The sequence below is a fragment of the Methanobrevibacter oralis genome (assembly GCF_001639275.1).
Taxonomy (GTDB): Archaea; Methanobacteriota; Methanobacteria; order Methanobacteriales; family Methanobacteriaceae; genus Methanocatella; species Methanocatella oralis.
On record NZ_LWMU01000043.1, the window covers coordinates 1 to 15,576 of the forward strand.

A 15,576-nucleotide genomic window follows, 5' to 3' on the forward strand; every position below is an offset into this window, starting at 1 on the left:
TAATGCTTTAAATCAGCTTTAACTTCATGAATTTTAGAAAGTGGGATATCTTTATTAATATAAGCATTTCTACTCATATTACTATTTTAGTCACATTTAATATAAATATTTTTTGTCTAAAACTATAATATTAACTTGAATGGCTAACTCTTTCAAATTTATCTAAACTTTTGAATGATTTTGTAGCATCTACTCCAATTTTAGTAGTAGTTCCATCACTTTCAGCCACCGGATCAAGAGAAGAACCTCTAACATTTGGAACAATCATAATGTCTTTATCTCCTTTAACACGAGTAGCTATCGCATATTCAACATCTTCAGCATCAAATATGTTCACGTCCGTATCTACAACAATAGCATGTTTAAGAGAGGGATGTGCAGATAATGCGGCCATAATGGCATTTTTTCCATCTCCTTCAGTTTGTTTGTTAATAGATATGACTGCATGTAACCAACAACAACCGCCTTCTGTTAAAACAACATTTTCAACAGTAGGAACAGCATTTTTCACAGCTTTAAATATTCTTGGCTCTTGTGGAAGGCCTTGTAATAATTTATGTTCAAATCCAGCAGGTAAAATACTATGATAATGAGGATTATCTTTTTTAATATGCATTTTACTTAAATTAATAACCGGTTGGTCACGTATAATATCATAAGTATCAGTTAGATCAACAAATGGTCCTTCAGCTACATTTTCTTTTACAGATATTTTACCTTCTAATATAATATCTGCTTTTGGAACTTCTAAATTACCACATTTAATTAATTCCAATTTTCCATTTTTAAAAGCATTAGCTACATCCATTTCATTATAATCAATTGGTATTGAAGTAGTACTTGCAAGTAAAATTGCAGGATCCATTCCAATAGCTATTGCAATTTCAAGGTCTTTACCAGATTTTTGAGCGTTTTGAAAGTAAGTATAAAGGTTTCTTGGAACAATTCTAATAACAAGTCTTTCATTGTCAAGCACCATCATTCTATGTATTGATGCATTTTGAATTCCACTTTCAGGATCACGAGCAAATACAACACCAGAAGTAATATATTTACCTCCGTCACGTTTATAATGAGTTAAAATTGGTATTTTATCTAAATCTACTTTTGATGAATTATATTCACTTAAATCTGTGAATTTTTCTACTTTAATTGGGTTATCAATAGCTTCGATTATTCTTTTGGTAATTTCAGATACTTCACAGTTAATAGATTTAGCTATTTTTTCTCTTGTATTTGAAATCCCAGATATGATTGGCATGTCAAAGTCTTTTACATTTTTAACAATAATGGTATCTTTAGGATATTTACTTAAGACTTTAGATACTTCATATTCACTTGAAAGCTCTTCAGTTATTTCAATTATATTTTCTTCATTAATTTTCATTAAAATCCCTACAAAGTAATCTTTTTATTTTTTAACTTACCCAAAATTTCGGTGATCATTGGATTTTCAATTGAAAGTATTTCACCAGCAAGTATTGCTGCATTTTTTCCATTATTAACGCCAACTGTTGCAACAGGAACTCCTGGAGGCATATTTACAGTTGTAAGTAAATAATCATTCCCTGATTCATTTTCACAAGGAACCCCTATTACTGGCCTATCTGTAAGTCCTACAATACCACCGGTAACTTGTGAAGAATTAGAACTAATTCCAATAAAAACCTTTGAATTGTTCATTGATTTAATATAACTTTTGAATTTTTTATTTGATCTTATTGGGCAGAGGACTTTCATGTCATAGCTAATTTTGATTCTATCCAATATAACAGTAACATTTTTAGCTACTTTTATGTCTGATTGCCTACCAACAATAATAACAACTTCAGCATTTTCATTTTTAGAACAACATTTCTCTTCTTCTTCAGGAGTTTTTTCAAGGTTTTTAACAGTTAAAAAATCATTAACAATATATTTTCTATCAATTTTTTGAACAATTTCTGCATTACTTTTGATAACTTTTTGAGCATATTCCTCTCTTAATTTCATTACTTTTTGACGTATTTCTTCATCATAAAGTCCTAAAATTTGTGCAGCTAATATTGCACCATTATCTCCCCTGTCAATTCCAACGGTTGCTATTGGTGAAGGATAAGGCATTTGAATAATTGATTCTAGTGCATCTAAACCACTTGTTTTAACATCAACAGGAACTCCAATCACTGGTTTTGGAGTAAAAGCAGTTATTGCACCAGGTAAATGTGCGGCTAAACCTGCAATACCAATAAAAACTTCAATTCCAGCATCAGTCCCCTGTTTTACAAGTTCACGTACAAGATTAGGGGTTCTATGTGCAGAAGCGATTTTTAAGCTGTATGGAATTTCAAGTTTTTCAAGAATGTCCATACTTTTCTCAGCAATTGCAATATCTGAGCCACTACCAAGAATAATCATTACTTTTGGTGTCATTTAAAATTCCTTCTTTAAAAATAATTTTTATATACATTATTTGTTTTTATAATATTTAAAGTATCATCGATAATTGAATCCTATTTCTAGCTAAATCAATATCTAAAACTTTTACATCAACAATATCCCCAACACTAACTATGTCTAGAGGGTGTTTTACAAATTTATCGGCTACTAATTGAGATACATGAATTAATCCATCTTGATGAGCACCAATATCAATAAATGCTCCAAAATCAACAATATTTCTAACAGTTCCTTTTAAAACCATGTCCTTTTCTAAATCTTCTATTGATAATATGTTTTTTCTTAAATGTGGTTTTGGCATATTTTCTCTAGGGTCATGACAAGGTTTTTTAAGTTCATTTATAATATCTTTTAAAGTTTCAACACCAACATCAAGTTCAATAGCTAATTTTTCTAAATCAATATTATTTAATTTTAAATTATTAGATCCTAAATCATCAAGAGAGTAATTTAAAGTTTTTAATAATTTTATTGTAATATTATAAGATTCAGGATGGATAATGGTATTATCTAATGGGCATTTTGGGTTTTTTATTTTTACAAAACCAGCACATTGTTTAAATGTTTTTTTACCTAGTTTTTCTACATTTAATAATTCAGATCTACTGTTAAAACCACCATGTTGTTCTCTATATTTAATAATATTTTTAGCAGTTGAACTTCTAATACCAGAAACATAATTAAGTAAGCTATAAGAGGCAGTATTTAAATCAACACCTACTTCATTAACTATTTTTTCAACAACACTACTTAAAGATTCATTTAATTTCTTTTGATTCATATCATGTTGATATTGACCAACACCAATGGATTTAGGTTCTATTTTAACAAGTTCTGCTAAAGGGTCTTGTAATCTTCTTGCAATAGATATGGCACTTCGTTCACCTTCATTTAATTCTGGAAACTCTTCACTTCCAAGTTTACTAGCAGAATAAACTGAGGCCCCTGCTTCATTTACAATAATATACTCTACATTCATATTTTTTATTATATCAACTACAATTTTCTCTGATTCTCTTGAAGCAGTTCCATTACCGATAGCAATCACATCAATATCATATTTTTCAATTAAACTACGCACGGTTTTAATTGATTCTTTAACTTTCTTTTGAGGTTTTGTAGGATATATCAATGAGGTTTCTAGTACTTTTCCAGTTTTATCAATAATAGCTAATTTACAACCAGTTTTAAATGCAGGATCCCAACCAAGTATTGTTTTTCCAGGAAAAGGACTTTCTAATAATAATTGTTCTAAATTTTTTGAAAAAACTTTAATAGATCTTTTTTCTGCATTTTTTGTAATGTAACTTCTAATTTCTCTTTCAATTGCAGGTGCTATTAATCGTTTATATGAATCTAAAACACATTCTTCAATAATTGAGGTTGTGTGTGGGTTATATTCAATTTTTTCAGGTATTTTAGAAATATTTTTTAAAACATGTCTTTTAAGATAATTTGTTATTTCAGAAGCTTCGCATTGAATTTTAACTTTGATTATTCCTTCTTTTTCAGCTCTATTAATTGCTAAAATTCTATGAGAAGGTATTTTTTTTAGATTTTCTGAGTAATTATAGTAAATTTCATATTCACTACTATCTTCTTTATTTTTTGCTTTAGTTTCAATTTTACCAGTATAAAATGTATTTTGTCTGATTTTTTTTCTAAATTCGGAATTATAAGAGATTATTTCACAAATAATATCTTTAGCACCATCAATAGCGTTTTGTACACTTTTAACATCTTTTTCAATATTGATATACTTTTCGGCTATTTTATAAATACTTTCATTAATCTCTTGTTTTAAAATAGTATTAGCTAATTTTTCAAGACCTTTTTCACGTGCTATAGTTGCTCTTGTTCTTTTTTTACTTTTAAATGGTCGATATATGTCATCTAATTCAACTAATGTTTTTGCATTTAAAATTTGCTTTTTAAGATTATCATCTAATTTATTAATTTCATCAAGTCTTTCTATGGTTTTTGATTTTTTTTCTTTGAGATTTCTTAAATATTTAAGCCTATTCTCAAATTTTCTCAGTATTTCATCATTTAATGAACCAGTAACATCTTTTCTATATCTAGCAATAAAAGGTATTGTATTTCCATCATCAATTAATTTAATTACCATTTCAACTTGCCATTTTTTAAGATTTAGTTCCTTTTGAAGTGATTCAACAATCATTAAATTACAATTCTTATCTTATAAAATGTTTTATTATATTTTAATTAAATAAAAATCTATTTACTAAAACTTTTATAATATTTAAAAACATAATTATAATATTAAATCTTCGCGGTGAATTTGATTTGTCATGGTTACTTGTAATACTAACTTTTTTACTAGCTATTATAAAAACTGAAAAAACTAAAAAATATCAAAAAATTTCAGTTATTATTCCAGCTTTCAATGAAGAAAAAACAGTTGCATCTGTTGTTGAAGTTGTTAAAAATGTTTCTTATATTGATGAAATCATTGTTGTTAATGACGGTTCTAGTGACAATACTGAATTAGAAGCTAAAAAAGCTGGAGCTACTGTAATTAATCATAATACTAATAAAGGTAAGGGTGAAGCCCTATGTACTGGCTATTTAGAAGCAAAATGTGATATTATAGCATTTATTGATGCAGATATTCATAATTTAACTTCTAGTAAAGTTGATAAAATGCTTAAACCGATATTATTAGGTAAAGCAGATATTACTAAAACTAAATTTTCACGAGCTAGTGGTCGTGTAACAGAACTAACAGCAAAACCCCTTCTTAATTATTTTTTTCCTGAAATCTCATTTGCACAACCATTAAGTGGACAATTTGCTGCGAAAAAAGAAGCTTTAAAAAGAATTAATTTTGAAAAAGATTATGGTGTTGATGTTGGTATTGTTATTGATGCTGATGTTTTAGGTCTTTCTGTTTTAGAGGTGGATATTGGTGCAATAGAGCATGATATGTCTCCGCTTGAAGATTTAAATTTAATGGCTAATGAAGTTGTAAGAACTATCATGGATCGAGCTAATAAGTATGGTAGGGTTGTGATGATCGATGACATTGGTTATTTTATTAGAATGTCTGTTGTTGGATTATCTTTAATTATTTTGGGTTTATTTACTATCTTTTTTGTAAACCCTGTTCCTTTATCTATTGGAGTTATTATTTCGATTATTGGGATAATCATAGCTATTTATTATATTATAAAAGTAATTTTACAATCAATTTCAATGTATAAAAAGACACCTAGAGGTAATTTAATAAGGTCTTTTATTAAAATTCATTTTTCACTTATAATATCAATGATTATTTTAATATTAATGATTTCGACATTCATTGGGGCAGCTCATTTTGAAGGTGGGGTAATTTCAATAGAACCAAGTTCAAGAAATTTAATTATTTATGCAGGTGATGATTCACCATCAAATAATACCATTTCAGTAAGAGGCCCATATACTGTGGACTTAGCTATTGAAAATGAATCAGACATGATAAGAGTTCCATACGATGCAATGGCTACTTTAGGTGTTGGTGTAAATGACACGCTCATTATTAGTGGGGAAGAATACACTATTAATCAAACAAGAGATGGAGAACCAAACATGTTGAGAGTGCCAATTGAGGCTAAAAATAGATTAAATGTAGAGGTAGGGGATGTTATTCAAAATAGTCTTTTAACTCAATCATTTGAAGGATCACAAGTTTTTCATAATCATAAAATAGATAATTTCAGCTTTGCTGAAAGCTTTATAATAAACCAAAGACACCAAAATTCTTCAGTCGTTGAAATAATGCTTAATAATTCCTCAATAGCTAATTTTACTGGTAAATTTATAGAAAATAACACTTATAGTATTGCATTTGATGGAGAAGTCATTGAAACTATTAAATATAATAATAAAACTAATGAAACTTCTTTTAAATATGACAATTCAACTGTTAAAATACTATTTAAAAATGAGAATATAACTTCAACCAAAACCTTTATAAATGCTGGAAACGGTAATTTTATTAATTTTAAATAAAAAAAGAAAAAAATTATTCATCGTAAGCTTTAACAGCTTCTTCAACATCATTGTAAAGACCAAGAGCAGCTAAAGCCCCAACCTTCCCTTGTTCTCCTGTTATTGCAATTAACGGAATATTTAATTCACTCGCTAATTTTTCAGCAGTTTTAACATCAATCATTCCAGACTTTGTTGCTATTGAATAATCCCTTAATTCTTTAGGAATGCTAAGTCCTTCTAAAATAGCTATTGCTGTCTTATCAGATAAAGTATCTCTTTTAAGAATTTCAATGACTTTAGCTATTAGTTCTTCTTTTTTAGACTCTTCAACTGCAAAAGTAAGAGCAATTGAAACACAATTTTGGGTTTTATGTGGGTTGTGGGGATATAGTTGAACAATAATATGATCTAAATATTCAAAACCTTCTTTTGCAAGTTCAACACCTAAGTTATGTGCCATTGTCCAAGTAGCTCCTTCATCTTTAGTATCAGTATCATCAATACCAATAACTACTTTTTCAAGTTTGGGAGTTACTACAGTTGCTTTTCCAACTTTTGAGCCTCCACCACTTTCAATAAGTTCTATGTATTTAACACCTTTACCCATTCCTCTACACATTCCAGCTCCAACACCTGCTCCAGCAAGACCTGAATGAGTTACTTTAACTTCATCTCCATCAATAATGATTTCTTCAATTCCAGCAGCATTAAAACTTGCTTTTAAATCTAAAAGACTGCATCCTACATGACAGGAATAAACATGTTTATTTCCATCACGATAAGCAGAATCAATTAATTTAGAATTCTTTTTGTATTGATTTAATAACCAATGGGAACCAGATATGCATGGATGATACTCGACAATTTCTACTTTATCGTTGTCAACCATTGTTAATACTTTTTCATATGGAGCAATCCATGGGTCATTAAATTTTTCTTTTAATTCATTAGGTTTTAAAATTTCCATCTAACCATCTAAATCTCATTTAATCTGTTACACATTTTAACTGCTGCTTCAACTGCACTTTTAGCATTTTTAACACGTTTATGAGCATCTAACCTAGTCATACCCGGTCCAGTAATTCCAAGAGCTACTGGGGTGTTATATTCTAAAGCTAAATCTGCAATTTTACGAGAAGCATGTTGAGCAACAATTTGATCATGGTCAGTTGCTCCTTCAATTACTGCACCTAATGTGATTATTGCATCATATTCACCTTTTTCTAATAATTTTTTAATTACAAGCGGCATATCAAAGACACCAGGTACTGAAACTACTTTTGTAATTTTACAATCTCTATTTTCAGCTTCTGATTTAGCTAGTTCTAACATCATTTGTGTAATATCATAATTAAATTCAGCAACTACTGCTGCTATTTCATATTTTACCATTATTATAACCTCTTTTTATTTAATAAAATACCATAAGTAAAAATCCAGCAACCCCACTTAATACCATAATAGTTATGATAAATAGTGCTGCAAGTTGCAATCCACTTAATTTTTTCATTTTAATTCACCTATAAATTTTTTTTAATTTCTAAAGTAATTTCCATAGTGCTAGAACTTCCACCTAAATCTTCAGTTAAAACATTTCCTTGATTAAGAACTTTTAAAATTGCAGCATCAAATTTATCTGCTGCAGCATTTTCACCTAAGTGTCTTAACATCATAATAGCTGAAAGCATCATAGCTATTGGGTTTGCTTTTCCTTGACCTGCAATATCAGGTGCAGAACCATGAACTGGTTCGAATAATGCACCATTTTCACCAATATTTGCGGAAGGAATTAATCCAAGACCACCAACAAGACCAGCTCCTTCATCAGACAAAATATCTCCGAAAAGGTTGGTCGTTACAATAACTTCGAAGTTTTGTGGTTGGGTAATAAGATACATTGCTGTTGCATCAACATAAAAATCTTCTTTTTCAATGTCAGGATAATTTTCACCAACTTCATAAAAAATTTTTTTAAATAATCCATCACTTTTCTTTAAAACATTTGCTTTATGAACAGCTGTTACTTTATGTTTATTATTATTTTTTGCATATTTAAATGCATAGTTAATAATACGTTCTTCAGCTTCTCTTGTAATAATACGTCTAGCTATTGCTCCATCATCAGTTTCTTTTTCTTCGCCAGCAATATATAACCCTTCTGTATTTTCACGGACAATCATAAAGTCAATATTATCAAATAATGAATTAGTACTTGGATAAGCTTTAATTGGTCTTAAATTTGCATACATTTTAAGTTCTTGGCGTAATTTAACAATTACGTCTGCTGCACTTTCACCAGCAGCACCAAATAAGCATGCATCAGACTCTCTTATAATATCAATAGTTTCTTGAGGTAGTGGAGTTCCTTTTTCTTCATAACATTCATCTCCAGCCAAAGCATAATTATAATCAAAATTAATATCTAATGCATCTAAAACAGAGATTGTGGCTTCCATTACTTCCTTACCAATTCCATCTCCAGGAATAACTGCAATTTTATATTTATTTTTTGTTTTTAAGGTACTCAATTAATCCACCTTTTTCTAATATCTCTAACATGAATTGTGGTAATTTTTTAAATTTAATACTTTCATTCTTATTTGTAGTTATAATTCCAGTTTCCATATTCACTGTGATTTCATCTTGATTTTCTACAAGTTTTGTAATACCTGGCGCCTCAAGAAGGGGTATTCCAATATTTGTTGCATTTCTATAAAAAATTCTTGCAAATGATTCGGCTATTACACATGCAATTCCAAGACCTTTAATGGCAATAGGAGCATGTTCTCTCGAAGATCCACAACCAAAATTGGTTCCTGCTACAATAAAATCTCCTTTTTTGCATTTTTTATTAAATTCACTATCTAATCCTTCCATACAATGATTAGATAATATTTTTTCATCAGTATAAATTAAATATCTCCCAGGAATTATTAAGTCTGTATCAATATCATTTCCAAATTTCCAAACCTTTCCTTTCATAATATCACTTCAGGAGCTACAATTCTACCTTCAATAGCTGAAGCAGCAGCTACTGCCGCAGAAGATAAATATACTTTAGCATTATGGCTTCCTTGCCTACCTTTAAAATTTCTATTAGAAGTTGAAAGACTTACCTCGTCATTTCCAATAATTCCAGTATGTCCTCCAAGGCAAGGCCCACAACATGGAGCAGATACAAGAGCTCCTGCTTCTACAAATATTTTAATTAACCCTTCCTCAAGAGCATTTAAATAAACTTCTCTAGATGCAGGAATAACTAACATTCTGGTTTTATTAGATATTTTTTTGCCTTTTAATATTTTTGCAGCATCTCTTAAATCACTAAGTCTACCATTTGTACATGATCCTAAAAATACTTGGTCAATCTCTTGGTCAACTTCATTTACCGTTTTTACATTATCAACATTATGAGGGCAAGCAACTTGAGGTTCCAAATCACTTACATCAATATCTATTATATTGAGGGATGGGGAGTCTAAATCTGTTTTAAATACTTCATAAGGCTTATTTGAACGATTTTTTATATAATCAATTGTTTTGTTATCAGGTTCTACTAATCCTGTTTTTCCACCCATTTCAATTGCCATATTACACAAAACCATCCTGTCAGAAACACTCATATCTCTAACAGTTTCTCCTGCAAATTCACAAGCTTTGTATGTTGATCCATCAGCACCTACTTGGCTAATAATATTTAAAATTACATCTTTAGCATAAACATTATTTTTTAATTCACCAGTTATGTTGAATCTGTTTGTTTCAGGAACTTTAAACCATAATTTTCCTTCTGCCAGTACCATAGCCATGTCTGTAGAACCAATACCTGTTGAAAATGCTCCTAATGCACCATGAGTACAAGTATGCGAGTCAGCTCCTACAATTACTTCTCCAGGTACTACATGGCCTAATTCAGGAAGAATTTGATGACAGACTCCTGCATTAACATCATAAAAATTTTCAATATTTTGTTCTTTAACAAATTTTCTCATAATTATATGATTATTAGCAGAATCAATTGAATCAGCTGGCACTTGATGATCAAAAGGTATAACAATCTTTGATGAATTCCATACTTTTTTAATTCCAATTTTTTTAAAAGATTCTATTGAAAGAGGTCCAGTTAAATCATGAATCATTGCAATGTCAATATCTGATATAACAATATCTCCAGCTTCAACTTTACTTTTTTTAGTTGCTTTACCTAATATTTTTTCAGACATTGTTGGCATAATTTTAACCTCTTATATAATAATAAAAATTTATTTTTTATAAAATATATAATTTATTGATAAAATTTTCAATTTTTTGTGTTACTAATTTATTAAATAAAGATAGTTAACATGTTACTGGTCTAGTTAAATATAAATATTTAATTTAAAATATATTTTATTAAAATAGTTTTACATTATATTAAAAATTATTAGATGAAATTAATTTATTTATTAATACCTAATGGAATAATTATTACTTTTAGTGATGATAAAGGTAATGCTTTAGAGGATTTTGAGTTGCTAGTAGTTAAAATAATCGTAATTCATATGAATACACGGATAAAAATGGCCAAATCATTTTAAAAGATTTAATAGGCAATTATTCTTTTGAAGTTGAATATGTCAGGGATGATGATTATGCTTTTTCATCTATTAAAAAGAATTTCACTTTTTAAGCTCCAAAAATAACTACTAAACTCATAACAAATGGTATTGTTTTTGTTTATAATCTGGATAAATTATTAACAATTACTTTTAAGGACATTAATAATAATCTTTTAAATAAAAAAAATATTATTATTAAATTGCCAACCATAAATATTATTTTAAAACTAATAGTAAAGGTCAAGCCATATTCAATATTTCAAAGTTAACTCCAAAAATCTATAAAGTAATTATTAACTTTGAAGGTGATAATAAATATGATAAAACTTCTGTTAATACAAATATCGTAGTTAAAAAAGCTATTCCTAAATTAATTGCTGTTAAAAAAACTTTTAAAGTAAAAGTTGAAACTAAAAAACTAACAGCAACTTTAAAAGACAACAAAGGTAAAGTACTCAAAAACACAAAATTAACCTTAAAAATAAAAGGTAAAAAATACACAGCAAAAACCAACAAAAAAGGACAAACAACCTTCAAAGTAAAACTAAACAAAAAAGGGACATACAAAGGAACAGTTAAATTTGCAGGAAACAAATACTTTAAAACTATAATCAAAACTGTGAAGATTGTTGCTATAAAATAAAAAGGAAGTTTGATCTTTCCTTTTTCTATTAATTTTTAAATACCAAATCAATTATATATTAGCTTCGACAAAATATTTATCTATGAATAATTCATTTCTCGGACGATTTAAAAAAAAGGACAAACCATTAATTGAAGACGAAGTTCCTATTTTGGAAGATAGAATTTTTTGGGTTTCAACATTACAAAAAATAGCTTTTCCTGTTTTAAACAACCTTAGTAAAAGTTCACTTAAGAAAAAAATGCCTTATGAGTCATCAAGTTTAGAGGGTCAAAAATTTGTTTATCTTGAAGCTTTTGCCTGCGTCTTTAATGGAATCTCTCCTTGGTTAGAATTAGGGGCAGATGATTCTGAAGAAGGAATTATTCGTGAGAAATATATTTATTTAACTATTAAAGCTATTGCAAATGCTGTTAATCCTAAAAACAATGATTATATTTTTGTTATTGAACCTAAACAATCTTTGATGGATGTTGCGTTATTTGCTCAGGGTTTACTTAGATCTAAAAATCAAATTTGGTTAAATTTACCAATGGATGTTCAAGCTAGAATTATATCTGAACTTAAAAAAACTAGAATAATAGCTCCTTATGAAAATCATTGGTTGTTATTTACTTCTATTATTGAAGCTGCTCTTTTAGAATTCACTGGTGAATGTGATAAAGAACGTTTAGTTTATGGTGTTCGAAAATTTAGAGATGAATTATATGTAGGTGATTCTTTTTATGCTGATGGTGAACAATTTAATTTGGATTTTTACAATAGCTTAATTATTCATCCAATGCTTAATGATATTTTAATAATAATGAGGAAATATGGAATTTCTGAAGGAGAATTTTTAGATGTTCAACTAATGAGATCCAGTAGACACGCAGCTCAATTAGAGAGAATGATTTCTTCTGATGGCAATTATCCGCTTATAGGCAAATCTTTATCTTATCGTTGTGGAATTTTTCATTTATTATCTCAATCAGCTTTATTAAAAATTTTACCTAAAAATATTAATCCTGCTCAAGTTAGATCTGCTTTAACCAAAGTTTTGAGAGTTCAATTTCAAGATAATCAAAACTTCGATGAAAATGGTTGGTTAAAAATTGGTTTAAACGGGAATCAGTTAGATATTTCTGAAAGTGATATTAATACGGGAAGTCTTTACTTCTGTTGTTCTGTATTTTTAGCTTTAGGTTTAGATTTCAATGATTCGTTTTGGTCAAATCCATTTGCTGAATGGAGTTCTCTAAAAGCATGGAATTCTCATAAAATAGAAAAAGATCAATCTATTGATTTTTAAACTTAGAAAATTTCATATAAATTTCCATAATTATACAACTTAATTTCTTTTGGAACATCTTTTACAATGTTTTTAGTGTCAAAAATAATTGCTTTTTCCATATTTTTCTTAATTAAGTTATAATCAAGTTTTTTAAATTCATCATGGTCACATAAAACTAAAATCAAATTAGCATTTTTTAATGCTTCATCTAAACTTACAAAGTTATTATTTTTAACATGTGGGTCATGGATAGCTATTTCATAATTTTCTTTAGTTAATTTAGATATTATTTCATATGCTGGACTTTCTCTATCATCATCTGTATTTCCTTTATATGAAACACCTAAAATAGCTATTTTTCCTTTTGAAATGATTTTTTTAACATTTTCACATACAAAACTTGGCATGGAATTGTTTGTATCTCTTGCTAACTTTATTATTTTTGCGGTTTCAGGAGCTTTTGCATAAATAAAATAAGGATCAATAGCAAGGCAATGCCCTCCAACTCCAGGACCTGGTGAGTGAAGGTTAACTCTTGGATGTTTATTTGCCATTTCAATAACATCAAGTGCATTTACACCAATTTCTGCACATATTTTTGCAAGTTCATTAGCTAAAGCAATGTTCACGTCCCTAAAGGTGTTTTCTATACATTTTGATAGTTCAGCAGTTTTTGCTTCGGTTTTTATCAATTCACCTTCAACAAATTTACCATATACATTACAAGCTTTATCACTACATTTTTGGGTAATTCCACCAATAATGCGGTTATTATGGATTAATTCATAAATAATATTTCCAGGTAAAACTCTTTCAGGACAATGTGCAAGGTATAAATCTTTTCCTATAGTAAAACCAGCATTTTCAAAAATTGGTTTAATTACTTCATCAGTTGACATTGGAGCTATTGTTGATTCGATAATTATTGTGTTCTCTTTTTCTAAATAGGGAATTATTGATTTGCATGCACTTACAACATAACTTAAATCACAACTATAATTTTCAACAATATATGGTGTTGGAACGGTTATTATATATGCATCAGCCTTTTTTGGAGTTAAACTTGCCATATAAATTTTATTTTCAACCGCATTTTTGATAATTTCACTTATTCCTGGTTCTTCGATGTGAGTAATACCTTGATTTAGTTTATTGACTATTTCTTTATTAATATCTACTCCAACAACTTCGCAATGGTTTCTTGTAAAAAGAGCTGCTGTTGGCAGTCCAATATATCCTTGGCCAATAATACATATTTTCATAATTTTAGCTCCGTTCTTTTTATATTAGATGATAATATATATCTAATATATATTAAGTTTTAAGGGATAATATGAAAATTTTAATTACCGGTTCTAATGGAATGTTGGGTCATGATTTAATTAAAGTTTTAAAACCAAAGCACGAATTAATTCTTACAAATTCTAAAAATTTAGATATTACAGATAAAGATAAGACTATTAATTTTATTCGTGAAAATTCTCCCGATTTAGTTATTAATGCTGCTGCTTATACTGATGTTGATGACTGTGAGGATAATCAGAATAGAGCATTTAGTGTAAATGCAGAGGGGGTTAAAAATTTAGCTATTGGGTGTAAGGAAGTTGATTGCCCTTTACTTCAAATTAGTACAGATTATGTATTTAAAGGTAATAAAAGCGAACCTTTAGTTGAAGATGATGAAATAGGTCCAATTAGTGTTTATGGTAAAAGTAAACTTCAAGCAGAAGAAAGTATTGTTGAAATTCTTGAGAAATATTTTATAATTAGAACTGCTTGGTTATATGGTGTTAATGGTAAAAACTTTCCAAAGACAATGTTAGAACTTTCTAAAAATAATAAAGAAATAAGCGTTGTTTATGATGAAATTGGTTCTCCTACATATACTTTAGATTTAGCTAATGCAATATCTGATTTAATTGAAACGGATTATTATGGTATTTATCATTTAACCAATTCTGACTATTGTTCTTGGTGTGAATTTGCTAAATATATATTTAAAATAGCTAATAAGGATATTAATGTTATTCCGGTTACAGCTAGTGAATTTGCAAGGCTAGCACCTAGACCTAGTTATTCAGTTTTAAAAAATAAAAATTGGACAGATAAAGGATTTGCTCCATTAAGAAGTTATAAGGAAGCTATTGTTGATTATATTAAATTAATTGATGATTAAATGAATAATAAGTTTATTTTATTAGTTATAGTTTTAGTGATTGCAATTTTTGGATTATTAATTGCTAATTTAGGTCAAGATGATACTATTACTATTTCTAAAACAGTTTCTGTAGAGAAAACAGGTCAGTATTGCACACTTGATGAAGTAGCATTGTATATTAAAGAGTATCATAGATTACCAAGTAATTACATTACTAAAAAAGACGCACATGCTCTTGGTTGGAAAGGTGGACCTTTAAATTATCATATTTCTGGTAAAAGTATTGGTGGGGATGTATTTACAAATAGACAACATATTCTTCCAAATAGCGATTATGCATACATTGAATGTGATATAAATGCTAATGGAACAAGTAGGGGTGCTGAGAGAATTGTTTATAACACTGGCGATTACAGAGTGTATTATACTCAAGACCATTATAAATCATTTAAAGAAGTTATAAGGTGATCCT

The 15,576-nt window shown here is 28.6% G+C and carries 15 protein-coding genes; 5 read left to right on the forward strand and 10 right to left on the reverse strand.

Going from position 1 to position 15,576, the window contains the following annotated elements:
- Positions 1-130 precede the first annotated feature (130 nt).
- The 3 genes from MBORA_RS01370 to MBORA_RS01380 are packed head-to-tail and all read right to left on the reverse strand — an operon-like array spanning position 131 to position 4,621.
- Positions 131-1,387, reverse strand: coding sequence for a UbiD family decarboxylase (locus tag MBORA_RS01370; protein ID WP_042693780.1), 1,257 nt, complete (start codon positions 1,385-1,387; stop codon positions 131-133).
- 8 nt (positions 1,388-1,395) lie between these two features.
- Positions 1,396-2,412 carry a 5-(carboxyamino)imidazole ribonucleotide mutase gene (gene purE, locus MBORA_RS01375; RefSeq protein ID WP_063720122.1) on the reverse strand — a complete coding sequence of 339 codons (1,017 nt, stop codon included), beginning with the start codon at positions 2,410-2,412 and terminating at the stop codon, positions 1,396-1,398.
- 55 nt (positions 2,413-2,467) lie between these two features.
- Positions 2,468-4,621: a Tex family protein gene (locus MBORA_RS01380; protein ID WP_063720123.1), complete on the reverse strand. Its 2,154-nt coding sequence runs from the start codon at positions 4,619-4,621 to the stop codon at positions 2,468-2,470.
- Between the two features lie 125 nt (positions 4,622-4,746).
- On the opposite strand from MBORA_RS01380, the gene MBORA_RS01385 reads away from it, so the two are divergent.
- Positions 4,747-6,450 (forward strand): glycosyltransferase, encoded by a 1,704-nt coding sequence (locus MBORA_RS01385; protein ID WP_063720124.1) that lies wholly within the window; start codon positions 4,747-4,749, stop codon positions 6,448-6,450.
- Positions 6,451-6,463: 13 nt separating this feature from the next.
- Here the strand turns inward: MBORA_RS01385 and mmp11 are convergent, their stop codons facing one another.
- The 5 genes from mmp11 to hacA form a co-directional block, all read right to left on the reverse strand.
- Positions 6,464-7,399 (reverse strand): methanogenesis marker protein 11, encoded by a 936-nt coding sequence (gene mmp11, locus MBORA_RS01390; protein WP_042693775.1) that lies wholly within the window; start codon positions 7,397-7,399, stop codon positions 6,464-6,466.
- Positions 7,400-7,407: 8 nt separating this feature from the next.
- Positions 7,408-7,824 carry a 6,7-dimethyl-8-ribityllumazine synthase gene (gene ribH / locus MBORA_RS01395; protein WP_042693774.1) on the reverse strand — a complete coding sequence of 139 codons (417 nt, stop codon included), beginning with the start codon at positions 7,822-7,824 and terminating at the stop codon, positions 7,408-7,410.
- A 128-nt stretch (positions 7,825-7,952) separates the two neighbouring features.
- Entirely contained in the window at positions 7,953-8,960 is a 1,008-nt protein-coding gene (locus tag MBORA_RS01400; protein WP_063720125.1) for an isocitrate/isopropylmalate family dehydrogenase, read from the reverse strand.
- The gene (locus MBORA_RS01405; protein WP_063720126.1) at positions 8,935-9,414 is read right to left on the reverse strand and encodes a 3-isopropylmalate dehydratase small subunit; all 480 of its coding nucleotides are present in this window, start codon (positions 9,412-9,414) and stop codon (positions 8,935-8,937) included. Before MBORA_RS01405 ends, MBORA_RS01400 begins: the two co-directional genes overlap by 26 nt.
- Positions 9,411-10,664 (reverse strand): homoaconitase large subunit, encoded by a 1,254-nt coding sequence (hacA, locus tag MBORA_RS01410; protein WP_042693772.1) that lies wholly within the window; start codon positions 10,662-10,664, stop codon positions 9,411-9,413. Before hacA ends, MBORA_RS01405 begins: the two co-directional genes overlap by 4 nt.
- Positions 10,665-10,859: 195 nt before the next feature.
- Between hacA and MBORA_RS10470 the strand changes: the two genes are divergently transcribed.
- Positions 10,860-11,009 carry a hypothetical protein gene (locus MBORA_RS10470; protein ID WP_155930822.1) on the forward strand — a complete coding sequence of 50 codons (150 nt, stop codon included), beginning with the start codon at positions 10,860-10,862 and terminating at the stop codon, positions 11,007-11,009.
- Between the two features lie 300 nt (positions 11,010-11,309).
- Here the strand turns inward: MBORA_RS10470 and MBORA_RS10475 are convergent, their stop codons facing one another.
- Positions 11,310-11,495, reverse strand: a complete 186-nt coding sequence (locus MBORA_RS10475) for a hypothetical protein (protein ID WP_156482686.1) — start codon at positions 11,493-11,495, stop codon at positions 11,310-11,312.
- Between the two features lie 260 nt (positions 11,496-11,755).
- Here MBORA_RS10475 and MBORA_RS01415 point away from each other — a divergent pair, with 260 nt between their 5' ends.
- Positions 11,756-12,964 carry a DUF2264 domain-containing protein gene (locus tag MBORA_RS01415; protein ID WP_042693769.1) on the forward strand — a complete coding sequence of 403 codons (1,209 nt, stop codon included), beginning with the start codon at positions 11,756-11,758 and terminating at the stop codon, positions 12,962-12,964.
- Positions 12,965-12,966: 2 nt separating this feature from the next.
- Here MBORA_RS01415 and MBORA_RS01420 read toward each other — a convergent pair whose 3' ends face one another.
- Complete coding sequence (locus MBORA_RS01420; protein ID WP_042693767.1) at positions 12,967-14,208, reverse strand: nucleotide sugar dehydrogenase; 1,242 nt, start codon at positions 14,206-14,208, stop codon at positions 12,967-12,969.
- Positions 14,209-14,279: 71 nt separating this feature from the next.
- On the opposite strand from MBORA_RS01420, the gene rfbD reads away from it, so the two are divergent.
- Positions 14,280-15,122, forward strand: coding sequence for a dTDP-4-dehydrorhamnose reductase (gene rfbD / locus MBORA_RS01425; protein ID WP_063720127.1), 843 nt, complete (start codon positions 14,280-14,282; stop codon positions 15,120-15,122).
- A complete protein-coding gene (locus MBORA_RS01430; protein ID WP_042693766.1) occupies positions 15,123-15,572 on the forward strand; it encodes a ribonuclease domain-containing protein in 450 nt (149 codons plus the stop codon). It begins immediately after the preceding gene.
- Positions 15,573-15,576 lie beyond the last annotated feature (4 nt).